At 73.3% G+C, this 24,002-nt stretch carries 25 protein-coding genes; 16 read left to right on the plus strand and 9 right to left on the minus strand.

Annotation, left to right across the window (positions count from 1 at the left end):
- Positions 1–48: 48 nt before the first annotated feature.
- Positions 49–1,287 carry an HAD family hydrolase gene (locus tag E5082_RS20290; protein WP_135792668.1) on the plus strand — a complete coding sequence of 413 codons (1,239 nt, stop codon included), beginning with the start codon at positions 49–51 and terminating at the stop codon, positions 1,285–1,287.
- Between the two features lie 7 nt (positions 1,288–1,294).
- Here the strand turns inward: E5082_RS20290 and E5082_RS20295 are convergent, their stop codons facing one another.
- Positions 1,295–2,497 (minus strand): amino acid deaminase/aldolase, encoded by a 1,203-nt coding sequence (locus E5082_RS20295; RefSeq protein WP_135792669.1) that lies wholly within the window; start codon positions 2,495–2,497, stop codon positions 1,295–1,297.
- 273 nt (positions 2,498–2,770) lie between these two features.
- On the opposite strand from E5082_RS20295, the gene E5082_RS20300 reads away from it, so the two are divergent.
- Both E5082_RS20300 and mycP read left to right on the plus strand, forming a co-directional pair.
- Positions 2,771–3,955, plus strand: coding sequence for a hypothetical protein (locus E5082_RS20300; protein WP_229918945.1), 1,185 nt, complete (start codon positions 2,771–2,773; stop codon positions 3,953–3,955).
- Positions 3,952–5,121, plus strand: a complete 1,170-nt coding sequence (gene mycP / locus E5082_RS20305) for a type VII secretion-associated serine protease mycosin (protein WP_135792670.1) — start codon at positions 3,952–3,954, stop codon at positions 5,119–5,121. The genes E5082_RS20300 and mycP overlap by 4 nt, the downstream gene beginning before the upstream one ends.
- On the opposite strand, the gene E5082_RS20310 is transcribed toward mycP, so the two are convergent.
- Positions 5,122–5,811, minus strand: coding sequence for a serine hydrolase (locus E5082_RS20310; protein WP_135792671.1), 690 nt, complete (start codon positions 5,809–5,811; stop codon positions 5,122–5,124). It abuts the gene before it with no gap.
- Positions 5,812–5,862: 51 nt separating this feature from the next.
- On the opposite strand from E5082_RS20310, the gene E5082_RS20315 reads away from it, so the two are divergent.
- A complete protein-coding gene (locus E5082_RS20315) occupies positions 5,863–6,594 on the plus strand; it encodes an SseB family protein (protein ID WP_135792672.1) in 732 nt (243 codons plus the stop codon).
- A 3-nt stretch (positions 6,595–6,597) separates the two neighbouring features.
- On the opposite strand, the gene E5082_RS20320 is transcribed toward E5082_RS20315, so the two are convergent.
- Positions 6,598–6,954 (minus strand): DUF1844 domain-containing protein, encoded by a 357-nt coding sequence (locus E5082_RS20320; protein ID WP_030812829.1) that lies wholly within the window; start codon positions 6,952–6,954, stop codon positions 6,598–6,600.
- A gap of 411 nt (positions 6,955–7,365) precedes the next feature.
- Between E5082_RS20320 and infC the strand changes: the two genes are divergently transcribed.
- The 9 genes from infC (at position 7,366) to E5082_RS20365 (ending at position 17,182) form a co-directional block, all read left to right on the plus strand.
- Positions 7,366–8,028: a translation initiation factor IF-3 gene (infC, locus tag E5082_RS20325; RefSeq protein ID WP_086691928.1), complete on the plus strand. Its 663-nt coding sequence runs from the start codon at positions 7,366–7,368 to the stop codon at positions 8,026–8,028.
- A gap of 113 nt (positions 8,029–8,141) precedes the next feature.
- Positions 8,142–8,336 (plus strand): 50S ribosomal protein L35, encoded by a 195-nt coding sequence (gene rpmI / locus E5082_RS20330; protein ID WP_018549118.1) that lies wholly within the window; start codon positions 8,142–8,144, stop codon positions 8,334–8,336.
- A gap of 105 nt (positions 8,337–8,441) precedes the next feature.
- Positions 8,442–8,825: a 50S ribosomal protein L20 gene (gene rplT, locus E5082_RS20335; RefSeq protein WP_030812835.1), complete on the plus strand. Its 384-nt coding sequence runs from the start codon at positions 8,442–8,444 to the stop codon at positions 8,823–8,825.
- Between the two features lie 187 nt (positions 8,826–9,012).
- Positions 9,013–9,873, plus strand: a complete 861-nt coding sequence (locus tag E5082_RS20340) for a TrmH family RNA methyltransferase (protein ID WP_135792673.1) — start codon at positions 9,013–9,015, stop codon at positions 9,871–9,873.
- Between the two features lie 51 nt (positions 9,874–9,924).
- Positions 9,925–11,040, plus strand: a complete 1,116-nt coding sequence (locus E5082_RS20345) for a sensor histidine kinase (protein WP_135792674.1) — start codon at positions 9,925–9,927, stop codon at positions 11,038–11,040.
- Positions 11,041–11,176: 136 nt separating this feature from the next.
- Complete coding sequence (gene pheS / locus E5082_RS20350; RefSeq protein WP_135792675.1) at positions 11,177–12,298, plus strand: phenylalanine--tRNA ligase subunit alpha; 1,122 nt, start codon at positions 11,177–11,179, stop codon at positions 12,296–12,298.
- Positions 12,298–14,811, plus strand: coding sequence for a phenylalanine--tRNA ligase subunit beta (gene pheT, locus E5082_RS20355; protein ID WP_135792676.1), 2,514 nt, complete (start codon positions 12,298–12,300; stop codon positions 14,809–14,811). Before pheS ends, pheT begins: the two co-directional genes overlap by 1 nt.
- 394 nt (positions 14,812–15,205) lie before the next feature.
- Positions 15,206–16,546, plus strand: a complete 1,341-nt coding sequence (locus E5082_RS20360) for an NsdA family TPR-like regulatory protein (RefSeq protein ID WP_135792677.1) — start codon at positions 15,206–15,208, stop codon at positions 16,544–16,546.
- Between the two features lie 96 nt (positions 16,547–16,642).
- Positions 16,643–17,182 carry an NUDIX hydrolase gene (locus E5082_RS20365; protein WP_135792678.1) on the plus strand — a complete coding sequence of 180 codons (540 nt, stop codon included), beginning with the start codon at positions 16,643–16,645 and terminating at the stop codon, positions 17,180–17,182.
- On the opposite strand, the gene E5082_RS20370 is transcribed toward E5082_RS20365, so the two are convergent.
- Positions 17,176–17,433: a hypothetical protein gene (locus tag E5082_RS20370; RefSeq protein WP_030812856.1), complete on the minus strand. Its 258-nt coding sequence runs from the start codon at positions 17,431–17,433 to the stop codon at positions 17,176–17,178. The genes E5082_RS20365 and E5082_RS20370 overlap by 7 nt on opposite strands.
- Positions 17,434–17,645: 212 nt before the next feature.
- Entirely contained in the window at positions 17,646–18,518 is an 873-nt protein-coding gene (locus tag E5082_RS20375; RefSeq protein ID WP_190045352.1) for a 3-hydroxybutyryl-CoA dehydrogenase, read from the minus strand.
- Positions 18,519–18,687: 169 nt separating this feature from the next.
- Here E5082_RS20375 and E5082_RS20380 point away from each other — a divergent pair, with 169 nt between their 5' ends.
- Entirely contained in the window at positions 18,688–19,944 is a 1,257-nt protein-coding gene (locus E5082_RS20380; protein WP_135792679.1) for a glycoside hydrolase family 10-like protein, read from the plus strand.
- A 15-nt stretch (positions 19,945–19,959) separates the two neighbouring features.
- Here E5082_RS20380 and E5082_RS20385 read toward each other — a convergent pair whose 3' ends face one another.
- Both E5082_RS20385 and E5082_RS20390 read right to left on the minus strand, forming a co-directional pair.
- Entirely contained in the window at positions 19,960–20,157 is a 198-nt protein-coding gene (locus E5082_RS20385; protein ID WP_135792680.1) for a DUF1918 domain-containing protein, read from the minus strand.
- 19 nt (positions 20,158–20,176) lie between these two features.
- Positions 20,177–21,088 carry a DMT family transporter gene (locus E5082_RS20390; RefSeq protein ID WP_135792681.1) on the minus strand — a complete coding sequence of 304 codons (912 nt, stop codon included), beginning with the start codon at positions 21,086–21,088 and terminating at the stop codon, positions 20,177–20,179.
- Between E5082_RS20390 and E5082_RS20395 the strand changes: the two genes are divergently transcribed.
- Positions 21,087–22,520: an aminotransferase-like domain-containing protein gene (locus E5082_RS20395; RefSeq protein ID WP_190045351.1), complete on the plus strand. Its 1,434-nt coding sequence runs from the start codon at positions 21,087–21,089 to the stop codon at positions 22,518–22,520. The genes E5082_RS20390 and E5082_RS20395 overlap by 2 nt on opposite strands.
- A gap of 123 nt (positions 22,521–22,643) precedes the next feature.
- Positions 22,644–23,237, plus strand: coding sequence for a histidine phosphatase family protein (locus tag E5082_RS20400; protein WP_135792682.1), 594 nt, complete (start codon positions 22,644–22,646; stop codon positions 23,235–23,237).
- On the opposite strand, the gene E5082_RS20405 is transcribed toward E5082_RS20400, so the two are convergent.
- A complete protein-coding gene (locus E5082_RS20405; RefSeq protein WP_135792683.1) occupies positions 23,219–23,665 on the minus strand; it encodes a DUF6314 family protein in 447 nt (148 codons plus the stop codon). The genes E5082_RS20400 and E5082_RS20405 overlap by 19 nt on opposite strands.
- Positions 23,662–23,895: a hypothetical protein gene (locus E5082_RS20410; protein WP_135792684.1), complete on the minus strand. Its 234-nt coding sequence runs from the start codon at positions 23,893–23,895 to the stop codon at positions 23,662–23,664. Before E5082_RS20410 ends, E5082_RS20405 begins: the two co-directional genes overlap by 4 nt.
- Between the last annotated feature and the right edge of the window lie 107 nt (positions 23,896–24,002).

The raw sequence follows: 24,002 nt of genomic DNA on the forward strand, positions 1-24,002 counted from the left end.
GGCGCGTACCCCACCACCTCCCGACGAAAGGTGTACGGTCCCCGTCCCATGCGACAGCTACTCGCCTGGTCCCTCGCCGCGGCCGCCGCCCTCGCGGCCGCCCCCGCCCTCGCCCCCACCGCGGCGGCCGCCGACACCAAGTGCCCGAAGTTGAGCACCAGTTGGTACGGCAACAACCGCGCCCGCCTGCAACAGGTCATCGACGCCCACGGCACCTGTTCCGGACACCGCGGCGCGGTCGCCGCGTTCGACTGGGACAACACCGTCACCAAGAACGACGTCACCGACGCCACCCTCTCCTGGGCCCTGCGCCACGACGCGCTGCCCCGCCCCGCCCGCTGGAAGGACACCAGCGCCTGGATGACCGACGCCGGAGACCGGGCGCTCACCGCCGCCTGCGGCACCGGCACCGGCTCCCTGCGCACCTCCGACCGCCCCGCGTGCACCGACGAGATCGTGGAGATCCGGGAGAAGGGCACCACGATGAGCGGCGCCGCCGCCTTCGCCGGCACCTGGAACCACCGGCGCACCGTCCCGCAGTACGCCTGGGTGCCCCAGCTCTTCGCGGGCCGCACCCCGGCCCAGCTCTCCTCCTACGCGGCCGCCGCCCGCACCGAGGCGCTGGCCGCGCCGATCGGCGCCACCCGCACCCTGGGCACCCACACCGTCCCGGCCTACGTCCGCTACTACGACCAGCAGCGCGACCTCATCCGCACCCTGAAGCGGGCCGGATTCCGGGTGTACATCGTCTCGGCCGGCTCCGAACCGGTCACCGAGGTCTGGTCGCGCGGGGTCGGCGTCGACGCCGCGCACACCATCGCCATCCGCTCCGTCCTCGACCACCGAGGCCGCATCACCACCCGCAACGAGGGCTGCGGCGGGACCGGGGTGAACAAGGGCGACGTCATCCCGTACATCGACGGCAAGCGGTGCTGGATCAACCAGGACGTCTACGGAATCCACGGGCCCGCCGCCTGGCAGAAGCAGCCATGGAAGAAGCGGATCGCCCTCGGCGGCGGCGACGCGGACACCGACGTCACCTTCGTCTCCGACGCCACCGGCGCCCACCTGGTCCTCAACCGCAACAAGGCCGAGCTGATGTGCCGGGCCTACGACGACGCGGACGGCCGCTGGGTGATCAACCCGATGTTCATCGAGCCGCTGCCCCGCAAGGCCGGCCCGTACCCCTGCTCCACCACCGCCTACAACGCCCCGGACGGCGGCCGCACCCCGGTGCTCCGCCCGGACGGCTCCGTGGTGCCGGACCAGGCGGACACGGTGTACTGAGGGGCCGTCAGAGGAAGGTGTGCCCCTCACCCCGGTAGGTGGGCACGGTCGCGGTGACCGTGTCCCCCTCCACCAGGTGCAGCATGTCGAAGCGCTCGCACAGCTCGCCCGCCTTGGCGTGCCGGAACCACACCTTGTCGCCGATCAGCAGATCGTCGGCGGGCGAGCCCAGCAGCGGGGTCTGCACCTCCCCGGCGCCCTCCTGCGGGTCGAAGCGCAGACCCTGAGGCAGATACGGCACCGGCAGCCGGTCCGGGCCGGCCGCGCCCGACGCCGGATAGCCGCCGCCCAGCACCGTCACCGCGCCCACACCGGGACGCCGGACCACCGGCAACGCGAACAGGGCGGCCGGACGGCCCGTGAACGACGTGTAGTTGTCGAACAGCCGGGGCACGTACAGCCCCGAACCGGCCGCGATCTCCGTCACCGCGTCCTCGGCCGCGGTGTGCTGCACACTGCCCGTGCCGCCGCCGTTGACGAACTCCAGCTCCGGCGCCACCGCCCGCACCGCCCGTACGGCGGCCCCGCGCCGCTCCGCCAGCTCCCGCCGGGCCGCCGCCTGCATCAGCCGGACCGCCCGCGAGCGCACCGGACGCCCGGCCACCGCGTCCCCCACCCCCGCCACATGCCCCTCGTACCCCATGATCCCCACCAGCCGGAATCCCGGACGCCGGGCCACCGACCGGGCCAACTCTGCCAGTTGGGCGGGGGAGTGCAGCGAAGAGCGGCGGGCGCCCACCCTCACCCGGCCGCCGAACAGCCGCAGCGAGGTGTCCAGCTCCAGGCAGACCCGCACCACTTCACGCCCCCCGGCGCGGGCGGCGTCGATCAGGTCGAGCTGGGCCACGTCGTCCACCATCACCGTGACCGAGGCGGCCAGCTTGGGATCGGCGGCCAGCTCGGCGTACCCGGCGCGGTCGGCGGACGGGTAGGCCAGCAGCACGTCGTCGAACCCGGAGCGCGCCAGCCACAGCGACTCGGCCAGCGTGAACGACATGATCCCCGCGAAGCCCTCCCGCGCCAGCACCCGTTCCAGCAGGGCCCGGCAGCGGACCGACTTGGAGGCGACCCGGATCGGTTTGCCGTTCGCCCGGCGCACGAGGTCGGCCGCGTTGGCGTCGAAGGCGGCCAGATCCACGAGGGCGAGCGGGGCTTCGTAGGCGGCGGTGGCCCGGTCGTACCGGGCCCGGTCGGCGGCACGCGCAGTCATGACGGCAGCCTGCCAGACGCGATTACCCGAGGGTAGGGGGATGTTCCGGGCAGATGCCCCGACGGCGTCGGCCGGTTCCGTCCCGGCCGCCCGGAACCCGTAAAGTGACGCGCACGTACGGCGGAGAACACCCGGCCGCAGCGCTGAACCGGGATGCCGGTACAGCCGTACGGGTATGCGTGCCCGGACGGAACTCGTCCGACGGGCCGCGGCCGCCGACCACGACGGCCCGCGTACGAGCAGTCGGCCCGGTCGCCAGGAAACGGGGGGTGCATGAGCACGGAAGCGCGCCGCGCCCCGTTCCCTCCGCGCCCCACCGACGACCCCGCGCCCGCCGAGACGGAAGCCCAGACCGAGGAAGAACCCTCGGTGTTCGCCCCGCGCCGCCCCCTCGAACGCCCCCGGGAGACCCGGCCCCCCGTCCCCGAGGCCCCGATCACCACGCCTCCGCCGCCCCCGCCGGCCTCCGCCCGCTTCCCCGACGCCCCGCCGCCCCGCACCCCGGCCGTGACGCCGACGGAGACCACCGCCCGGCTGCGGGTACCGGCCGGCCCCGAGCCCGCCGCCCAGGTGCCGCCCCCGCCCGCCTGGAGCCCGGCGCCCGTGCCGGACCCGGCCCTCTCCTGGAACGCCCCCTGGCCGGTGGGCGCGTTCGGGCAGCCCGAGCCGTACGAGGAACCTGTGCGCGGCCTCGGCCCGCTGGCCCGGCTGCGCAGCCGCACCGGTGTCGCCGCCGTCTGCGTCGTGCTCGGGCTCGGCCTCATCGGCGGTGCCCTGGCCGGGAGTTGGCTCACCGGTGAGGACGGCGAGCGCACCGCGGACAGCGGCTTCGCCGCGGCCGGGTCGCTCTGGCACAACGTGCCCGTCGACCAGCTCTTCCCGCCCACCGTGCAGGGCACCGGCGCCGGACCGGGCGGAGCCGACCGGAGCTGGACCCGGATCGCGGTGGCCCCCGACACCGGCTGCGCGGGAGCCTTCGACCCGCTGCTGGCGCGCGCCCTCGCCCCCGTGGGCTGCGCCCGCCTGCTGCGCGCCACCTACACCGACGCCACCCGGACCCATGTCACCACCGTGGGACTGCTGTTCACCAAGGCCGACCCCGCAGCCATGGCCGGGCTCGCCGCCCGCTTCAGAAACGAGCGCCTGGACCGGCGCACCGACCTGCTGCCCCTGCCGTACGCCGCCAAGGGCACCCCCGCCGCCGGGTTCGGCGCGAAGCAGCGCGCGAGCTGGACGGTCAGCGTCCTCACCGACGCGCCCATCGTCGCCTTCGCCGTCTCCGGCTGGGCCGACGGCCGCACCGTCGACACCCCCGAGCCCGCCCCGGACGCGGTGCGCTCCGGCGCCACCTCCGCACCCGCGCAGGCCGGTCTCGGCAACGAGGCCCAGGGGCTCGCCGACCGTATCCAGCGCAAGCTCCGCCAGACCGTCAGCCCGGCCACGGAGAAACCGTCATGAGGCGCCGTACCCGCACCGCGTCCAGTCTGCTGCTCGCGGCCGGCCTCGCCCTGCTCCCCGCCGCCACCGCCCACGCCGACTCCATCCGCGCCCAGCAGTGGGCACTGTCCGCGCTCCATCTCGACGAGGCGTGGCGCACCACCCGGGGGCAGGGCGTCACCGTCGCCGTGCTCGACACCGGTGTGGAGGACGACCACCCCGACCTCGCGGGCAACGTGCTGCCCGGCAAGGACATGGTCGGCTTCGGCGCCGGGCCCGGCGACCGCGCCTGGGCCCGGCACGGTACCGCCATGGCCGGGATCATCGCCGGTCACGGGCACGGGCCAGGTGACGGCGCCGGGATCATGGGCGTCGCGCCCAGGGCGAAGATCCTCCCCGTACGGGTCATCCTGGAGGACAAGGACCCCGCCCGCGCCAAGGCCCGCGTCACCCGCGGCAACGCCCTCGCGGACGGCATCCGCTGGGCCGCCGACCACGGCGCCGACGTCATCAACCTCTCCCTCGGCGACGACTCCGACTCCGCGCACCCCGAGGCCGGCGAGGACGAGGCCGTGCAGTACGCCCTCGGCAAGGGCGTCGTCGTGGTCGCCTCGGCGGGCAACGGCGGCGACAAGGGCGACCACGTCTCCTACCCGGCCGCCTACCCCGGCGTCATCGCCGTCACCGCGGTCGACCGCTACGGCACCCGCGCCTCCTTCTCCACTCGCCGCTGGTACGCCGCCGTCAGCGCGCCCGGTGTGGACGTCGTCATCGCCGACCCCGACCACCGGTACTACGAGGGCTGGGGCACCTCGGCCGCCTCCGCCTTCGTCTCCGGCGCGGCGGCCCTGCTCAAGGCCGACCGCCCGAAGCTCACTCCGGCCCAGGTCAAGAAGGTGCTGGAGGACACCGCGCGGGACGCCCCCACGGGCGGCCGCGACGACTCCCGAGGCTTCGGCATGATCGATCCGGCCGCCGCCCTCAAGGCCGCCACGACCCTCCAGCCGGACACCCTCCACCCCGCCACCTACGCCAGGAAGTACTTCGGCCCGGGCCCGGACACCTCCGGTTCCGCCTCCTCCGGCACCGGCTGGGCAGCCTGGGCGGCGGGCGCCACGGGCACCGCGCTCCTGATCGCGGCGGCCGTGGTGATCCGGCGCGGCCGCAGGCCGGGCACCCCCGACTGATCACGCCGGGTCGGCGAAGGCCCGTACCGCCGCCCGCGCCGCCGACTCCACCAGGGCGATGCCCTCCGCCCGGCTCGACGTGCCCTCGGTGAGGACCGCCAGCAGACGGTCGCCATGGGCGCCCGACGCCCGGCCGACGCTGTGCACCACCCAGCGCCCGGTCGCGTCGCGCGGGAACCAGCCGTTCTTCAGCGCGCCGGGGCCCACCGCCGAGACACCCCATCGCTGGCCGGGCACCACGGAGGCCATCAGGGTGGCCAGACAGGCGCGCGAGGCCGGGGTCAGTACGGGGGAGGGGGCGAACACGTGCCGAAGCAGGGTCAGTTGGTCCCGTGCCGTGGTGCGGGTCAGGCCCCAGTAGCCGTTCGTGCCGCCCACCGTCGCGGTGAGGCCGAGGCGGCGGTGGGCCGCGTCCAGGCCGGGGGCGCCGCCGATCCCGTGCCACATCTCGGTCGCGCAGTCGTTGTCGCTCCGGCCGATCATCCGCGCGGCCCGCTCCCGCTCCGCTCCCGTGAGGTCCCGGTCCGCGTCCTGGGCGCCGAGCAGCAGCGCGGCCAGGATGCCGACCTTGACCACGCTCGCCGCGTCGAAGGAGCCGCCGCCGTACACCGCGCTCCGACCGGAATCCGGATCGAGCACGCCCGCCGACAGCCGGGCTCCCTCGGGCACCGCCACCCGCAGCGCTCGCATCGACGCCTCCCGTCGGCTCGGTCCCGTACCGCTCCCGATAGGGTCGGGAGCGTGGTGAACAAGAACATTCCCGACTCCGGGTTCTCCGACGACGACGGCTCCGCCGATCCCCGGCTGAGTGCCGCGCTCGCGGCCTGGGCCGAGGACCGGGCGGCGCTCGGGCCGGTGCTGGAGGCTCTCAAGGGTGCCCGGCTGCTCGTGCCCGTCGTCGCCGTGCTCGGTGAGGCCGAGGTGGACGAGAACGGGCTGCGCCGGGAGAAGACCAGCGACATGGCCGTTCCCACGCTGAAGGCCGCCGGGCGCACCGCGCTGCCCGCCTTCACCTCCACCGCGTCACTGGCCCGCTGGGACCCCGCCGCCCGGCCGGTCGCCGTACCGCTGCACCAGGCGCTCCAGGCCGCCGCCCACGAGAAGGCCGACACGGTCGTGCTGGACCTCGCCGGGCCGGTGCCGTTCGAGCTGACCGGTCCCGCGCTGCTCGCGCTGGCCGAGGGCCGTACCAGCGTGGACCCGCTGACCGACCCCGCCGTGGTGGCCGCCGTCCGCGCGGCCGTCGCCGCCGAGCCCGCCGTGCGCTCCGCGCACCTGGGCCCCGGCGAGGCCGACGGCACCCTGGCGCTCGTCCTGGACCCGGCCGTGCCGCCCGCGCAGGCCGCCCGCGCGGTCGCCGAGCGGCTGGCCGCCGACGAAACGCTGAGGGCCCGCCTGGTGCGCGGCCTCGACCTGGCACTCCTGCCGGCCGGAACCACCCCTCCGGGCGAGCCCCTGTTCGCGCGTGACTGACGACTAGCCGTAGACCGCCCCGGTGTACTTCTCACCGGGGCCCTGGCCCGGCTCGTCCGGGACGAGGGACGCCTCGCGGAAGGCGAGCTGGAGCGACTTCAGGCCGTCGCGCAGCGGGGCGGCGTGGAAGGAGCTGATCTCGGTCGTGCTCGCGTCCAGCAGGCCGGCGAGGGCGCTGATCAGCTTGCGGGCCTCGTCCAGGTCCTTGTACTTCTCGCCCTCCTCGCTCAGCCCGAGCTTCACGGCGGCCGCGCTCATCAGGTTGACGGCGACCGTCACGATCACCTCGACGGCGGGGACCTCGGCGATGTCGCGGGTCATGGCGTCGAAGTCGGGCGTCTCAGGGGAGGTCTCACTCATACCCCACACGATAGGCGCCGGTCCCCGGCACCTCCCGACCGGACCCCGGCCCGCACGGCCGGGAGACACGAGATTGGCTGCCGCGCGCCGCTCCTGCTAACCTGGTGTAACGACCGGCCGGACGAGTACGCCCACGCGGCGAGCACTCCGGCCCACAAGTGGAGGCTTCGAGCTCCCACCCGACCACCCTCACGGGCGGCGGGTCACCGGTCAGACGGATTCGTCGCCCAGGCGGCGGACACCGTCCGAGAGCGCGCCCCGCGGCCATCGCGGCGGTGTTCCGGTAGTTCGAGGAGCCCCGCATGTGATCGTCCGGGGCATTTTTTGTGCTTCGGCGCGGTTAGGTCTTACTGATACAGACGTTACGCGGCTGTCCGCCAGACCGTCGCGTGGTGCTACCGAGGAGGATCCATCAGCGCCGAGCCCCGCATCAACGACCGGATTCGCGTTCCCGAGGTGCGACTTGTCGGTCCCAGTGGCGAGCAGGTGGGCATCGTCCCGCTGGCCAAGGCACTGGAGCTTGCGCAGGAGTACGACCTGGACCTGGTCGAGGTCGCGGCGAACGCCCGTCCGCCCGTGTGCAAGCTCATGGACTACGGGAAGTTCAAGTACGAGTCGGCCATGAAGGCCCGTGAGGCGCGCAAGAACCAGGCGCACACGGTCATCAAGGAGATGAAGCTCCGGCCGAAGATCGACCCGCACGACTACGACACCAAGAAGGGTCACGTCGTCCGGTTCCTCAAGCAGGGCGACAAGGTCAAGATCACGATCATGTTCCGTGGCCGTGAGCAGTCCCGCCCCGAGCTGGGCTACCGACTGCTGCAGCGTCTCGCGGAGGACGTCCAGGACCTCGGGTTCGTCGAGTCGAACCCGAAGCAGGACGGCCGAAACATGATCATGGTCCTCGGTCCGCACAAGAAGAAGACCGAGGCGATGGCCGAGGCCCGCCAGGCGCAGGAGGCCCGCAAGGCCGACGCGAAGGCCAACCCCGGCCGCTCGCAGAACGCCGCGGACGCCGAGACCGCCGAGGACGTGGACGTCGAGGCCCCTGCCGAGGCTCCCGCCGAGGCGTGATCCCGAGGGACCGAAAAGTCCCGACGGAACCAACCGATAAGAGAGCGACGCTCCACCGTGCCCGGTTTCACGACCGGGCACCGGAGCGCCACCGACGAGGAGATAACGGCGCTATGCCGAAGAACAAGTCGCACAGCGGTGCCAGCAAGCGCTTCAAGGTCACCGGCTCCGGCAAGGTGCTCCGTGAGCGCGCCGGCAAGCGCCACCTGCTCGAGCACAAGTCGTCCCGCGTGACGCGCCGCCTCACCGGCACCGCCGAGATGGCTCCGGGCGACGCCGCGAAGATCAAGAAGCTTCTCGGCAAGTGACGTCGCGGCGCCTCTAGCGCGCCGTACGCCGACACCGGGACCCAATCGTTTTCGGGTCGTGTGAGTCCGAGTCCACTCACCGGCCCCGCTACAAGGAGTTAACAAGTGGCACGCGTCAAGCGGGCAGTCAACGCCCACAAGAAGCGCCGGGCGATCCTCGAGCAGGCTTCCGGCTACCGTGGTCAGCGCTCGCGCCTGTACCGCAAGGCCAAGGAGCAGGTCACCCACTCGCTGGTCTACAACTACAACGACCGCAAGAAGCGCAAGGGTGACTTCCGTCAGCTCTGGATCCAGCGGATCAACGCCGCTGCCCGCGCCAACGGCATCACCTACAACCGCTTCATCCAGGGTCTGAAGGCCGCGAACATCGAGGTCGACCGCAAGATCCTGGCCGAGCTGGCCGTCAACGACGGCACCGCGTTCGCGGCGCTCGTCGAGGTCGCCCAGAAGGCGCTCCCGGCCGACGTGAACGCGCCGAAGGCCGCGTGACGCTGCGCTGGCCTTGAGCCGGTTGTTCTTCAGGACCCGCAGGCTATTTTGCTTGCGGGTCCTGCTGTTGGGGCGGGCGGTGCGTGTGTTCTCGGGTGCGGCTCCGTGGTGGCTGGTCGCGCAGTTCCCCGCGCCCCTGTGAAAACCCCGCTTACCGTTGGGATCTCGGTCGAAGGTGATTAGGAACATGGGCTCCGGCAACCCTGAGTTGATCTCTCCTCGTTCCGCGCGGGTGAGTGCCGCGCGGCGGCTGGGGAGGCGGAATTTCCGGGGGAAGGAGCGGCTGTTCCTCGCGGAGGGGCCGCAGGCCGTGCGGGAGGCCGCGGGGCACCGGGTGGACGGAGGGTCCACGCTGGTGGAGCTGTTCGCCACCGTCGAGGCCGCGGAGCGGTACGCCGACATCATCGCCGGGGCACGTGCCGCGGGCGCGCGGGTGCACCTCGCCGACGAGGACGTCATCGCCGACATCTCCACCACCGTCACCCCGCAGGGTGTCGTCGGCGTCTGCCGGTTCCTGGACACCCCGTTCGAGGACATCCTCGCCGCCCGGCCCAAACTGGTCGCAGTCCTCGCGCACGTCCGCGATCCCGGCAACGCGGGCACGGTCCTGCGCTGCGCGGATGCCGCCGGTGCCGACGCGGTGATCCTCACCGACGCCTCCGTGGACCTGTACAACCCCAAGGCCGTACGCGCCTCCGTCGGCTCCCTCTTCCACCTGCCCGTCGCCATGGGCGTCCCCGTGGAACAGGCCGTACAGGGGCTCAAGGACGCCGGGGTGCGCATCCTCGCGGCCGACGGCGCCGGGGACCGCGACCTCGACGAGGAGCTGGACAAGGGCGCCATGGGCGACCCCACCGCCTGGGTGTTCGGCAACGAGGCGTGGGGACTGCCCGAGGAGACCCGCGCCCTCGCCGACGCCGTCGTCAGCGTTCCCATCCACGGCAAGGCCGAGAGCCTGAACCTGGCGACCGCCGCCGCCGTATGCCTCTACGCGTCGGCGCGCGCACAGCGCGCTCCCGGAGGCTGCCGTTCCGTCACCCGGAGCTAGTAGGGTGACCCACTCGGGGGCCCTGCGCAGGCTGAGAGGTGGGGTACGGGGATGAGTGTGGTCGGCACGAGTGCGGCGCCGGACGGGCGGGACGCGCGCGCGTTTCCCGCCGACGTGATCGACCCCGACCAGCTCCCCGACGGGCTCGTCGTCGCCGACGAGCACGGCCGGGTCGTACGGTTCAACGCCGCCGCCGCCCGGATCACCGCCGTCAGCCCCGCCGACGCCCTCGGCCGGCCGCTGGAGAAGGCGCTGCCGCTGGAGGACCTCGAGGGCCGGCGCTGGTGGCAGCTCACCGACCCCTACGGCGGCCTCGCCATCCGGGTCCGCCAGCCCGAGCGGAACCTGCTGCTGCCCGGCGGCCGCGAGGTCCTGGTCGCCGCCCGCTACGTACGCGACGAGCCTCTCGGCCCGCTGCGCCGCCTGGTCGTCACCCTCCGGGACACCGACGCCCGGCGCCGCACCGAGCGCAGCCACGCCGAGCTGATCGCCACCGTCGCGCACGAGCTGCGTTCCCCGCTGACCTCCGTCAAGGGCTTCACCGCCACCCTGCTGGCCAAGTGGGAGCGGTTCACCGACGAGCAGAAGCGGCTGATGCTGGAGACCGTCGACGCCGACGCCGACCGGGTCACCCGGCTCATCGCCGAACTCCTCGACATCTCCCGCATCGACAGCGGCCGGCTGGAGGTGCGCCGCCAGCCCGTCGACATCGCGGCCGCCGTCGGCCGGCACATCCAGGCCCATGTCGCCGCCGGCCAGGCCGCCGACCGCTTCCTGCTCCGCGTCGAGCACCCGCTGCCCGCCCTGTGGGCCGACCCCGACAAGGTCGACCAGGTGCTCAGCAACCTGCTGGAAAACGCGGTGCGCCACGGCGACGGAACCGTCACAATCGATGTCACGCCCGCCCCGTCCCCGCGCGAGGGCGAGGAGACAGCCACGTCGGTCACGGTGAGCGACGAGGGGCCCGGCATCCCGGAGGAGTCCATGAACCGCGTCTTCACCCGCTTCTGGCGGGGCAGCAAGCGCGGCGGCACCGGCCTCGGGCTCTACATCGTCAAAGGCATCGTCGAGGCCCACGGCGGCACCATCACCGTCGGCCGCGCCCCCGGTGGCGGCGCGCGGTTCCGATTTACGTTGCCCGTGAGCGCCCCGGCCTACCTGGCCTGAGCCGCCCGCGGGCCATTCGCCCAGCCCGTCCCCGTTAGACTCGGCCCCTGGCACCTTTGTGTCCGCACGCGGCCCGCCGGGACCCCCTCGGGCGGTGACGGGACCACCAGCCACCCAATCGGAAGCACGGGAAGAGATGTCGGCACCGAATAAGTCGTACGACCCTGTCGAGGTCGAGGCGTTGAAACCGGAAGAGATCGAGCGTATGCGGGACGAGGCGCTCGCCGCCTTCCGTGCCGCGGACTCCCTCGAGGCACTCCACGAGGCCAAGGTCGCCCACACCGGCCCGGCCTCCCCGCTGTCCCTCGCCAACCGCGAGATCGGCGCCCTGCCCCCGCACGCCAAGGCCGACGCCGGCAAGCGGGTCGGCATGGCCCGCGGCGCCGTCAACAAGGCGCTGGCGGCCCGCCAGGCGGAGCTGGAGGCCGAGCGCGACGCGCGGGTGCTGGTCGAGGAGGACGTCGACGTCACCCTGCCGTACGACCGCGTCCCCGCCGGTGCCCGGCACCCGCTGACCACGCTCTCCGAGCGCATCGAGGACATCTTCGTGGCCATGGGCTACGAGGTCGCCGAGGGCCCCGAGGCCGAGGCCGAGTGGTTCAACTTCGACGCGCTCAACATCGGCCCCGACCACCCGGCGCGCGGCGAGGCCGACACCTTCTTCGTCCGCGGCGAGCAGGGCGGCACCGAGTCCGGCGTCGTGCTCCGCACCCACACCTCGCCCGTGCAGATCCGCTCCCTGCTGGAGCGCGAGCTGCCGGTCTACGTGATCTGTCCCGGCCGCGTATACCGCACGGACGAGCTGGACGCCACGCACACCCCGGTCTTCCACCAGGTCGAGCTGCTCGCCGTCGACGAGGGCCTGACCATGGCCGACCTCAAGGGCACCCTGGACCACATGGTCCAGTCGCTGTTCGGCCCGGACATGAAGACCCGGCTGCGGCCGAACTTCTTCCCGTTCACCGAGCCGTCCGCCGAGATGGACATGGTGTGCTACGTCTGCCGCGGCGCCTCCGTCGGCAATCCCGACCGGCCCTGCCGCACCTGCTCCAGCGAGGGCTGGATCGAGCTGGGCGGCTGCGGCATGGTCAACCCCAAGGTGCTGACCGCCTGTGGTGTCGACCCGGAGAAGTACAGCGGGTTCGCCTTCGGTTTCGGCATCGAGCGGATGCTGATGTTCCGCCACAACGTCGAAGACATGCGAGACATGGTCGAGGGTGACGTCCGATTCACCCGGCCGTTCGGGATGGAGATCTGATGCGTGTCCCGCTTTCCTGGCTGCGGGAGTACGTCGACCTGCCGGAGTCCGAGACCGGCCGTGACGTACAGGCCAAGCTCATCGACTCCGGCCTCGAGGTCGAGACCGTCGAGCAGCTCGGCGCCGGCCTGAAGGGTCCCCTCGTCGTCGGCCAGGTGCTGACCATCGAGGAGCTGGAGGGCTTCAAGAAGCCGATCCGCTTCTGCACGGTCGACGTCGGCACCGCCAACGGCACCGGTGAGCCGCAGGAGATCGTCTGCGGTGCCCGCAACTTCGCGGTCGGCGACAAGGTCGTCGTGGTCCTGCCCGGCGCGGTGCTGCCCGGCGACTTCGCCATCGCCGCGCGCAAGACGTACGGCAAGACCTCGCACGGCATGATCTGCTCCACCGACGAGCTGGGCATGGGCGACGACGGCACCCACGGCATCATCGTGCTGCCGCCGGAGACCGAGGTCGGCAAGGACGCCATCGAGCTGCTCGAGCTGGTCGACGAGGTGCTGGACATCGCCGTCACCGCCAACCGCGGCGACTGCCTGTCCATCCGCGGCGTCGCCCGCGAGACCGCCATCGCCTACGGCCTGCCGCTGCGCGACCCGGCCCTGATCGACGTGCCCGCGCCGAACGCCTACGGCTACCCGGTGAAGGTCTCCGACCCGATGGGCTGCGACCGCTTCACCGCCCGCACCGTCACCGGTCTGAGCCCCGAGGCGCGGTCCCCGATCTGGCTGCGCCGCCGCCTGCAGAAGGTCGGCATGCGCCCGGTCTCGCTGGCCGTGGACGTCACCAACTACGTGATGATGGAGCTGGGCCAGCCCCTGCACGCCTACGACCGCACCTCGGTCCAGGGCGCCATCGGGGTCCGCCGCGCCGAGGAGGGCGAGAAGCTGCGCACCCTCGACGGGGTCGAGCGCACGCTGCACGCCGAGGACCTCGTCATCACCGACGAGCGCGGCCCCATCGGCCTGGCCGGGGTCATGGGCGGCGCGAACACGGAGATCGCCGACCACGACGACACCGAGCGCTCCACCTCGGACGTCGTGGTGGAAGCGGCTCACTTCGACGCCGTCTCCGTCGCGCGTACGGCCCGCCGGCACAAGCTGTCCACCGAGGCGTCCCGCCGCTACGAGCGCGGTGTCGACCCCGAGGCCGCCGCCGCTGCCGCGCAGCGCACCGTGGACCTGCTGGTCCTGCTCGCGGGCGGCACCGCCGAGGCCGGCGTCACCGAGATCGTCGCGCCGTCCGCGCCGCGCACGATCGCCATCCCGGCCGACCACCCGGACAAGGTCGCGGGCGTCACCTACGGCCGCGAGACCGTCGTCCGCCGTCTCCAGGAGATCGGCTGCGACGTGTACGGGCAGGACGAGCTGATCGTCACCGTCCCGTCCTGGCGGCCCGACCTCATCGAGCCCAACGACCTCGCGGAGGAGGTCATCCGGCTGGAGGGCTACGAGAACCTGCCCTCCACGCTGCCCAGGCCCCGCTCCGGCCGCGGCCTGACCCACCGCCAGCGGCTGCACCGCCGGATCGGCCGCGCCCTGGCCGGCGCGGGCTACGTCGAGGCGCCGAACTACCCGTTCGTCTCCGAGCAGGTCTTCGACCAGCTCGGTCTGGACGCCGGTGACCCGGCCCGCCGCGTGGTGAAGCTGGCCAACCCGCTCAACGACGAGGAGCCCGCGCTCCGCACCACGCTGCTGCCCGGCCTGCTGGGCGCGCTGCGCCGCAACGACGGCCGGGGCTCGCACGACCTGGCGCTGTTCGAGACCGGCCTGGTCTTCCTGCCGCGCGAGGCCGCCGCTGTCGCCGGGCACCTGCCGGTCGACCGCCGGCCCACCGACGAGGAGATCGCCCGCCTGGACGCCACGCTGCCCGAGCAGCCGCGCCATGTGGCCGTCGTCCTCACCGGCGCCCGCGAGCAGGCCGGCTGGTGGGGCAAGGGCCGCCCGGCCGACTGGGCGGACGCCGTCGAGGCCGCCCGGACCGTCGCCCGCGAGACCGGTGCCGAGCTGGTCGTGCGCAAGGCCCAGTACGGCCCCTGGCACCCCGGCCGCTGCGCCGAGCTGGCGGTCGTGGTGGACGGCACCGAGCGCGTCGTCGGCCATGCGGGCGAACTCCACCCGCGCGTGCTCAAGGCCCTCGGCCTGCCCGAGCGCACCTGCGCGATGGAGGTCGACCTGGACGCCCTGGAGGAGGCCGGCGACGACACCCCGCAGGCGCCCGCCATCTCCACCTTCCCGGTCGCCACGCAGGACGTCGCGCTGGTCGTCGACAAGCCGGTGCCGGCCGCCGACGTGGAGGCCGCGCTGCGCGAGGGCGCGGGGGAGCTGCTGGAGTCCATCCGGCTGTTCGACGTGTACGAGAACCCGGAGCAGCTCGGCGAGGGCCGCAAGTCCCTGGCGTACGCGCTGCGCTTCCGGGCCGCCGACCGCACGCTGACCGTGGACGAGGCGTCCGCCGCGCGCGACGCCGCGATCGCCGTGGCGAACGAGCGCACGGGCGCGGAGCTGCGCGGCTGACCCCTGCGAGAAGCCGAAGGCACCGGCCGGTCACGGACTCGATCCGTGGCCGGCCGGCGCCGTTCCCGGCGCCCGCCGGGCCGGGTGCCCGGCCGCCGCCGCGCGAACGCGAGGCCGGTGGCCAAAGGGCCGTACCGGCGACGCGGTACCGGTTCCGCGCGGCGGTGAAAGGCGGGGCTCCGCCCGACACCCGGGGGCGCTCGGCCGGACCGCCGCCTTGTTGAGGGGGAGCGGGCGGCCCGCCCCGCCTCTGGTGAGGCGGGGGACCCAAGTGAAGCGGCCCGGCCCGCGCGCCGGACAGTGCGCGCGGGGCGCGGATGCGCGCACTCCGTTCACACCCCGTGTGAACCCGTTCGCACTACGCTTACGGCACCACGCCACTCGGGGGGCCACCATGCAGCCCAACACTCTGCTCGACGCGATCCTGGACGAGGCGGGGATCTCGCACGCCGGGCTCGCCGCACACGTCAACCAGGCGGGCCGCCGCCGGGGACTCGCCCTCAGATACGAACACACCGCCGTCGCCCGCTGGCTGAAGGGCCAGCGGCCGAGAGGCCAGGTGCCGGACCTGATCTGCGAGGTGCTCGCGGGACGGTTACGGCGCCCGGTCACGCTGGACGACATCGGTCTCGGCGTACCGGGTGAACCGGCCACCGCGCACGCCGGCTCGCTCTCCGGCTTCGTGGAGCGGGCCACCGCCCTGTGGCGCTCCGACGAACAGCAGCGCCCGCACGTCCTGGGCGCCCCCGCCGTCACCGGCACGCCCGCCGTGATGCCGGTGTGGGAGTGGGAGAACCCGCCGGAGGACGTCGACGTCTCGCGCGGCGGACACCTCCGGGTCACCGAGGCCGACATCGGCACCCTGCGGGCGGCCCGCACCCACTACGAGCAGATGTACCGCAAGACGGGCGGGGTGGCGACCCGCACCCGCATCGTCGGCTTCCTCAACGCCGAGGCCGCGCCCCTGCTGCGCGGCAGCTACCCCGACGACACCGGCCGTCAACTGCACCGCGCCACCGGCGGGCTGGTGGCCGTCGCGGGCATCTGCGCCTACGACTCCGACGCCCACGGCCTGGCCCAGCGCTACTTCCACCAGGCGCTGCGGCTGGCCAAGGCGAGCGGCGACCGGGGGCTGGGGGCGTACGTGATAGCGCTGCTGGTCAACCAGTCGCTGTTCATGCGGGAGTACCGCCAGGCGGTCGCCTTCGCGGAGGCCGCGCTGCGTACGGCGGGCCGCCACATCACCCCGGCGCTCGCCTCCGACCTGTACGCGATGCAGGCCAAGGCGTACGCGCACCTCGGTGACGGGGGCGGCGCGCTGTCCTGCATCCGGCGGGCGGAGTCGGCGGCCGGGCAGATCCGGCCGGGCACCGAGCCGGACGAGACGGGATACGTCCAGCCGGGCCTGGTGAACGTCCAGGTGGCGGAGGCGCTGCTGAGCCTCGGTGAGCTGTCGGCCGCGCGGGAGCACGCGGCGGCGGCCGTGGACACCCCGGCGCACGACCGGGGCCGGGTGCACCGGCTGGCGATGCTGAGCACGATCGAGCTGCGGCAGGGCAACGCCGACAAGGCGGTGGCGACGGCCGTGCAGATGGCCGAGCAGGCACGCGGCATGGAGTCCCAGCGGCTGCGCGACCGGCTCCGGGCGGTCCGCGAGTACCTGGTGCGCTGCGGCTCGGCCGGCACCGCGGACGCCGCGGAACTGATCGACGGCGCGCTGCGCGTCCCGCTGTAGCGGGCGGGGGCGCGCGCCGCCGAAGCGAGCGCCCTGTAGGCCGGGAATAGTCCCTGCTGCGATATTGCCACTTACTCGGCGGAAGGTGGCAGAACCGTGCAGTGGACGAAACAGAACGAACAAACTGTGTACGCGAATCGCTGGTTCAGCGTCAATCTGGCGGATGTCGAGCTGCCCAACGGCTCACATCTGGACCACTTCCTGATCCGGCTCCGTCCGGTCGCCGTCGCCACGGTGGTCAACGAGGCCAACGAGGTCCTGTTGCTGTGGCGGCACCGCTTCATCACCGACAGCTGGGGCTGGGAACTGGCTGCCGGGGTCGTGGAGGACGGCGAGGACATCATGACCGCGGCCGCGCGGGAACTGGAGGAGGAGACCGGCTGGCGGCCGGGGCCTCTGCACCACCTGATGAGTGTGGAGCCGTCCAACGGCCTCACCGACGCCCGGCACCACGTCTACTGGTCCGACCAGGGTGAGTACACCGGTCATCCCGTGGACGACTTCGAGTCGGACCGCCGTGAGTGGGTCCCGCTCAAACTCGTCCCCGACATGATCGCCCGAGGGGAGGTCCCGGCCGCCAACATGGCGGCCGCGTTACTCCTGCTGCACCATCTCCGGCTCGTCGACGGTCAGTGAGCCAGCGCCTGCCAGACGGCGACGGCGAGCGCCCCCAGGGCGGTGAGCGCGGCCACCGAGGTCAGTGGCCAACGGGCGTGTTCGAGGGACTTCACCCGGGAGTTCAGCTCGTCCAGCTCCTTGGCGGTCTCCTCGGTACGGTGACTGAGCAGGGCCAGCCCGCCTTCGACGCGCGCGTAGGCGACGTCGAGGCGGCGGCGTAACTCGGCCAGTTCTCCGTGAACCACGGCCTGCTCCGGTTCGACGGTCACGGGTCCACTCCTCTCAGTGGTCGGACGGGACGACTCCGCATCCCTTGCATGCGCATGCAGAGTCAACCGCCCTGGTGGGCCCGTGGGGAGCGTGTGCGAACGGCATATGCGAGCCCCCGGCGCACACGGAGTGTGAAACACATGGACCCGGCACTCATATGAGTGCCGGGTCCATGTGCGATCGACACGTGTGCGATCACCGCACAGTCTGCTCAGTACGTGTAGAAGCCCGACCCGGACTTCCGGCCCAGCCGGCCCGCCTCGACCATGCGCTGGAGCAGCGGGGGAGCGGCGTACAGGGGCTCCTTGTACTCGGCGTACATGGAGTTGGCGATCGAGACGATCGTGTCCAGGCCGATGAGGTCGGAGAGCTTCAGGGGGCCCATCGGGTGGGCGCAGCCCATCTCCATGCCGTTGTCGATGTCCTCACGGCTGGCGATGCCGGACTCGAACATGCGGATCGCGGAGAGGAGGTACGGCACCAGCAGCGCGTTGACGACGAAGCCGGAGCGGTCCTGCGCGCGGATGGCGTGCTTGCCCAGCGTCTTCTCGGCGAAGATCTGCGCCCGGCTGAGCGTGCCCTCGGAGGTGGTGAGGGCCGGGATCAGCTCGACCAGGTTCTGCACCGGGGCCGGGTTGAAGAAGTGGATGCCGATCACGTGGTCGGGGCGCGAGGTGGCGACCGCCAGCTTGACCAGGGGGATGGAGGAGGTGTTGGAGGCCAGGATCGCGTCCGGGCGGGTCACCACCTGGTCGAGCACCTGGAAGATCTCCGTCTTCACCTGCTCGTTCTCCACCACGGCCTCGATCACCAGATCGCGGTCGGCGAACTCGCCCAGGTCGGTGGTGAAGCTCAGCCGGGAGAGGGCCGCGTCGCGCTCCTCCTCGCTGATCTTGCCGCGCTCGGCCGCCTTGGCCAGGGAGTTGTGCAGCCGGGTGCGGCCGTACTCCAGGGCGTCGCCGGTGGTCTCGGCGACCTTCACGTCCAGTCCCGCGCGTGCGCACACCTCGGCGATGCCCGCGCCCATCTGGCCGCAGCCCACGACTCCGACGCGCGAGATGTCTCCGGCTCGGAAGTCCGTCACATCGTCCCCTTCGCTGGTTCTCCGGCTCGTGCAGGGCGTCCGGATTCGGTGCCTGCTCCGATCGTGCACGTTACCGCCAAGTATCGATGATCGATCGACGGGGTAGGGACAAGCCGTGCCCCGGGGACGATCCGTCACGGGGCGGACCCGGAGCGTGGGGGAGGTACCGATGGCGGCTCGCGCGGTGACCGGGACGCGTACGGGGGTGGCGGCCGTCTCGCGGCGGACGCTCGCCCTGGGCGCGCTGGCCGCTCTGGCGACGGCCGGGAGCACCCCGGCGTACGCCTCCGGTCGGCACCGCCGGGAAATGCGCGGGGTCTGGCTCGCCACGGTCGCGGGTCGGGACTGGCCCTCGCGGCCGGGGCTCCCGCCCGAGGAGCAGCGGGCCGAGCTGGTCGCCCACCTCGACCGGGCGGTGGCCGACCGGCTGAACACCGTGATCTTCCAGGTGCGCCCGACCGCCGACGCCCTGTGGCCCTCGCCGTACGAGCCCTGGTCGGAGTACCTGACCGGCACGCAGGGCCGCGACCCCGGCTGGGACCCGCTGGGCACCGCCGTGCGCGAGGCCCATGCGCGCGGCCTGGAGCTGCACGCGTGGTTCAACCCGTACCGCATCGCCAACCACACCGACCCCGGCCGGCTCACCCCGGACCACCCGGCCCGGCTCCATCCGGAGTGGGTGGTGCCCTACGGCGGCAAGCTGTACTACAACCCCGGCCTGCCCGAGGTCCGGCGCTTCGTCCGGGTGGCCATGCTGGACGCGGTCGCCAAGTACCCCGTGGACGCGGTGCACTTCGACGACTACTTCTACCCGTACCCGGTCGCCGGGCAGACCTTCGACGACGATGCCGCCTACGACGCGTACGGCGGCGGCTTCGAGGACCGGGCCGCCTGGCGGCGCGACAACATCGACCGGCTGGTGCGGGAGGTCGGGGCGGGCATCCGCCGGGTACGGCCCGGCACCCGCTTCGGGATCAGTCCCTTCGGCGTCTGGCGCAACGCAGCGACCGACCCGCACGGCTCCGACACCCGGGCGGGCGTGCAGACGTACGACGACCTGTACGCGGACACCCGGAAGTGGGTGCGCGAGCACTGGATCGACTACATCGTCCCGCAGATCTACTGGAACATCGGCTTCTCGGCCGCCGACTACGCCAAGCTCCTCGACTGGTGGGCGGCCGAGGCCGCGGGCACCCGGACCCGGCTGTACGTGGGAGAGGCGCTCTACAAGGCGGGCGCGGCGGGACAACCCCCCGCCTGGCAGGACCCCGCCGAACTTTCCCGGCATCTCACCCTGGCCGATGAATATCCGCAGGTGCGCGGGCATGTCTTCTTCGCCGCCCAGGACTTGGCCCGCGATCCGCTGGGCGCGATGGCACGGGTGGTCGCCGACCACTACCGCCGGCCGGCGAGCCCCCCGCGCTGACCCCGTTGTGTTCCGCTAGCTCGTCTCGTCCTCGTGGTGGCGGACCTGGCAGTCCGGGCCGGGCGACATGATGGCCTCGTGCCCGTCCTCGAAGCGGACGCGGTAGGGCGGTTCGCCCTCCTGGCCGATCACTTCGACCACTTCGGTGACCTGATCGTGTTGGCCGACCACCCGTCCGTGCTGGACAAGGTGGTCGCCCTTCGTAGCGCGCATGGTGAGGCCCTCCTCACGGTCACGACCGTTGGGTGATGGCGATGCACACGAGCACGGCGACCGCGGTCACCGGGGCCGCCGCAGGGACGTGCTCGCCCAGTAGCAGTGCCGACCACACCAGTGTGAGCAGGGGCTGGGCCAACTGCAACTGGCTGGCCCGCGGGATGCCGACGGCCGCCATGCCCCGGTACCAGAGGAGCAGCCCGAGGAACTGCGAGCCCACCGCCACCCACAGCACCCCGGCGATCCCGTGCGCGGTGAGCCGCACCGGCTCGTGCCCCAGCGCCACCGCGGTGCCGAGCGCGCTCAGCGGCAGGCACAGCACCAGCGCCCAGCCGATGACCTGCCAGCCCGGCATGACCCGGGCGAGCCGGCCGCCCTCGGTGTACCCGGCCGCGCAGATCAGCAGGGCCGCGAAGAGATAGACGTCCGCCCTGGTCAGGGCGCCGCCGCTCTGGGTGACCGTGAACGCCGCGACGGCCGCCGCGCCGGCCAGGGCCGCCGTCCAGAAGCGACGCGAGGGGCGTACGCCGGTGCGCAGGGCGGACACCGCGGCGGTGGTCAGGGGCAGCAGGCCCACGACGACGGCCGCGTGCGCGGTGGTCGAGGTCTGGAGCGCGAGCGTGGTCAGCAGCGGGAAACCCAGCACCGTGCCGATCCCGACCATCGCCAGCCCCGGCAGATGGCGGGCCGCGGGCAGCGGCACACGCAGAAGCAGCAGGCAGGCGCCCGCGACCAGGGCCGCGAGGACACCCCGGACCGCCACGAGCGACCAGGGCCCGAAGCTCTCCAGACCCCAGGCGGTGGCCGGGAAGGTGAGGGAGAAGGCGACGACACCGAGGGCCGCCTGGCCGGTGCCCACGAGGAGGGGCTCGCGGGGTGCGGTGACTGCTATCGCGGTCGTATCGGTAGCGCTACTCTGTGCTCTCATGAACGAGCGTAGCAGTGTGCGAGAGCTGGCGGAACAGTTGCGTAGAGAGCTGGACCGCTACTCACCTGGTGGAAAGCTCCCGTCCAGCCGCGCGCTGGTCGAGCGGTTCCGGGTCAGCCCGGTGACCGTCTCCCGTGCACTGGCCCAGCTCGCCGCCGAGGGCCTGGTCGTCACCCGGCCCGGCGCGGGCGCCTTCCGGGCCGGGCCGCGCGCCGCGACCCCGCCCGCCGGGGACACCTCCTGGCAGGAGGTCGCGCTGAGCGCCGACGCCGCCGGAGACGTCGTACCGCGCACCGTGGACGCCTCCGGGGTCATGGTCTCGCTGCCCGCGCCGCCGCCCGGAGTGCTGGAGCTGAGCGGCGGCTACCCGCACCCCGGCCTCCAGCCCGAGCAGGCCATGGCCGCCGCGCTCGCCCGCGCCGGACGGCGGCCCGGCGCCTGGGGCAGGCCGCCGCTGGAGGGGCTGCCCGAGCTGCGGGAGTGGTTCGCCCGCGGCATCGGCGGGTCCGTCACCGCCGCCGAGGTGCTCATCGCGGCCGGCGGCCAGTCCGCGCTGGCCACCGCGCTGCGCGCGCTCGCCCCGCCCGGCGCGCCGGTCCTGGTCGAGTCGCCCACCTACCCCGGCATGCTGGACCTCGCCCGCGCCGCCGGCCTGCGGCCCGTACCGGTGCCGGTCGACGCCGACGGCGTACGCCCCGACCTGCTGGCCGACGCCTTCCGCGCCACCGGGGCCCGCGTCTTCGTCTGCCAGCCCCTGTTCCAGAACCCGACCGGCGCCGTGCTCGCCCCCCACCGCCGCGCCGAGGTGCTGCGCATCGCCCGCGCCTCGGGGGCCTTCGTCATCGAGGACGACTTCGTACGCCGTCTCGCGCACGCCGACGCGCCCGAACTGCCCCGGCCGCTGGCGGCGGACGACCCGGACGGGGTCGTGGTGCACGTCGGCTCGCTCACCAAGGCGACCTCGCCCAGCTTCCGGGTGGCCGCCCTCGCCGCGCGCGGGCCCGTACTGGAACGCCTGCGCGCCATCCAGGTCGTGGACAGCTTCTTCGTGCCCCGGCCGCTCCAGGAGGCGGCGCTCGAACTCGTCGGCTCACCGGCGTGGCCGCGCCATCTGCGGTCGCTGTCGGCCGAGTTGGCGGTACGCCGGGAGGCGATGACCGGGGCACTCGGACTGCATCTGCCCGAACTCGCCCTGCCGCACATCCCGTTCGGCGGCTTCCACCTCTGGCTCCGGCTGCCCGACGGCGTCACGGAGTCCGCGCTGACCGCCGCCGCGTTGCGCGCGGGCATCTCCGTCACCCCCGGCCGGCCCTACTTCAGCGCCGAACCCCCGGCGGCCCATCTCCGGCTGAGCTTCGCCGCGGTCGCGAGCACGGGGGAGATCGCGGAGGGGGTGCGGCGGCTGCGGTCGGCGTGGGACGAAGTGCGGTGAACTCGACCAAATCGAAGCGGAAACGGGGCGTCGAGACAGCGGGGACGGTGTTTTCCGGTCACCCTCACAGTGGCCCGCGTGATGGCTCTTGACCGGCCCCCGTACGGGGATCACCATCACCGCATGCCACTTCGGGTGACGTTCGTGGCCGCAGCGCACGGTTCCCCGTCGCACGCGGAGCGGTTCCAGGACGACCGGCCGCTGGACCAGGCGGGCTGGGACGAGGTGCAGCGCGCCGTCGGGTATCTGCTGCCGCTCGCGGCCGCCGAGTTGCGCTACTGCTCCCCGACCCCACGCAGCCGCGCCACCGGCGATGCGCTCGGGTACGCCCCGCTCTCCCAGCTGGCCCTGCGCGACTGCGACATGGGGCGCTGGCGGGGGCTGACCCTGGCCGAGGCGATGGCCCGCGAGCCGCAGACGGTGGACGCCTGGCTCGCCGACCCGAGGGCCAGCCCGCACGGCGGCGAGTCGATGCTCGCCTTCATCTCACGGGTGGGCGGCTGGCTCGACACCCGGCCCGGCGACGACCACGCCCGCATCGTCGCCGTGGCCGAACCGGCCGTGATCCGCGCGGCCCTCGTCTACGCCCTCCAGGCACCGCCGTCCGCCTTCTGGAGCATCGACGTACGGCCGCTCTCCACGATCACCGTCGCCGGCCGCGCGGGCCGCTGGACCCTGCGGCTGGACGCGGTGTCGCCTCAGCCCTCGCGCACGTAGTCCGTGGTGAGCACGAGGTCCTTCTTCGGGCCGCCGACCCGCCACACCGAACGCCAGTGGTCGGCGTCGGTCACGGTGAACTCGCCCCGGTAGAAGTCGGCCGCGCAGGGGTGCCCGGCGATGTGCCGCGCGCTGCGCAGGTCCAGGTCGTGGAAGGGCCGTCCGTCCGCGAACCGCACGTCCGCCGTGCCCGGCTCCGCCCCCGCCATGAACCGCAGTGTCCGTGTCGCGGGCCGCGTCACGCCCTGCCAGGTGAACTCCCCGGCCTCCTCGTGCAGCAACCCGCCGTCCAGCGGGCTGAATTCGGTGTGCCCGGCGAAGTACCCCTCGTCCGCGCCCGCGAGGTCCCGCACGGTACGGGTCACCCGCCACCGCCCGGCGAGGAACCCGAGCGTGTCGGCCACCGGCCGGCACTCGCCGCCCGTCACCGCGTCCTCCTGAAGGGCCCGTCGGGCGAGTCCGCAGGCGTCTTCCGCTCGGCCTGCGCCCGGATCTCCTGGTGCGCGGCATGGCTGGTCGCCCGGAACGCCTCCTCGTACGCGGCCAGCACGCCCCCGGCGCCACCCCGCCGCCGCACGTAGAGCGCCAGCCAGGTCAGCGCCCCCAGCACCACCGCCAGCCCGCCGCACAGGCTCAGGTACGGCACCCACGCATCCATGCCCCGAGCTTACGGTCCGCCCCTCAGCCGGTCACCCCCCTCCACCGGCAGCCACCGCTCCGCGTCGGGGAACGCCAGGCGGGCGGAGGCACCCCGGACCCGACATC

Origin of the sequence: Streptomyces griseoluteus (assembly GCF_004784465.1) — a bacterium.
GTDB classification, from domain to species: domain Bacteria; phylum Actinomycetota; class Actinomycetes; order Streptomycetales; family Streptomycetaceae; genus Streptomyces; species Streptomyces griseoluteus.

Bases quoted from the DNA above. Each gene is read 5' to 3' on its own strand.
- E5082_RS20290 (WP_135792668.1), top strand. From the start codon at position 49: ATGCGACAGCTACTCGCCTGGTCCCTCGCCGCGGCCGCCGCCCTCGCG.
- E5082_RS20295 (WP_135792669.1), bottom strand. From the start codon at position 2,497: ATGACTGCGCGTGCCGCCGACCGGGCCCGGTACGACCGGGCCACCGCC.
- E5082_RS20300 (WP_229918945.1), top strand. From the start codon at position 2,771: ATGAGCACGGAAGCGCGCCGCGCCCCGTTCCCTCCGCGCCCCACCGAC.
- mycP (WP_135792670.1), top strand. From the start codon at position 3,952: ATGAGGCGCCGTACCCGCACCGCGTCCAGTCTGCTGCTCGCGGCCGGC.
- E5082_RS20310 (WP_135792671.1), bottom strand. From the start codon at position 5,811: ATGCGAGCGCTGCGGGTGGCGGTGCCCGAGGGAGCCCGGCTGTCGGCG.
- E5082_RS20320 (WP_030812829.1), bottom strand. From the start codon at position 6,954: ATGAGTGAGACCTCCCCTGAGACGCCCGACTTCGACGCCATGACCCGC.
- rpmI (WP_018549118.1), top strand. From the start codon at position 8,142: ATGCCGAAGAACAAGTCGCACAGCGGTGCCAGCAAGCGCTTCAAGGTC.
- E5082_RS20340 (WP_135792673.1), top strand. From the start codon at position 9,013: ATGGGCTCCGGCAACCCTGAGTTGATCTCTCCTCGTTCCGCGCGGGTG.
- E5082_RS20345 (WP_135792674.1), top strand. From the start codon at position 9,925: ATGAGTGTGGTCGGCACGAGTGCGGCGCCGGACGGGCGGGACGCGCGC.
- pheS (WP_135792675.1), top strand. From the start codon at position 11,177: ATGTCGGCACCGAATAAGTCGTACGACCCTGTCGAGGTCGAGGCGTTG.
- pheT (WP_135792676.1), top strand. From the start codon at position 12,298: ATGCGTGTCCCGCTTTCCTGGCTGCGGGAGTACGTCGACCTGCCGGAG.
- E5082_RS20360 (WP_135792677.1), top strand. From the start codon at position 15,206: ATGCAGCCCAACACTCTGCTCGACGCGATCCTGGACGAGGCGGGGATC.
- E5082_RS20380 (WP_135792679.1), top strand. From the start codon at position 18,688: ATGGCGGCTCGCGCGGTGACCGGGACGCGTACGGGGGTGGCGGCCGTC.
- E5082_RS20385 (WP_135792680.1), bottom strand. From the start codon at position 20,157: ATGCGCGCTACGAAGGGCGACCACCTTGTCCAGCACGGACGGGTGGTC.
- E5082_RS20395 (WP_190045351.1), top strand. From the start codon at position 21,087: ATGAACGAGCGTAGCAGTGTGCGAGAGCTGGCGGAACAGTTGCGTAGA.
- E5082_RS20390 (WP_135792681.1), bottom strand. From the start codon at position 21,088: ATGAGAGCACAGAGTAGCGCTACCGATACGACCGCGATAGCAGTCACC.
- E5082_RS20400 (WP_135792682.1), top strand. From the start codon at position 22,644: ATGCCACTTCGGGTGACGTTCGTGGCCGCAGCGCACGGTTCCCCGTCG.
- E5082_RS20410 (WP_135792684.1), bottom strand. From the start codon at position 23,895: ATGGATGCGTGGGTGCCGTACCTGAGCCTGTGCGGCGGGCTGGCGGTG.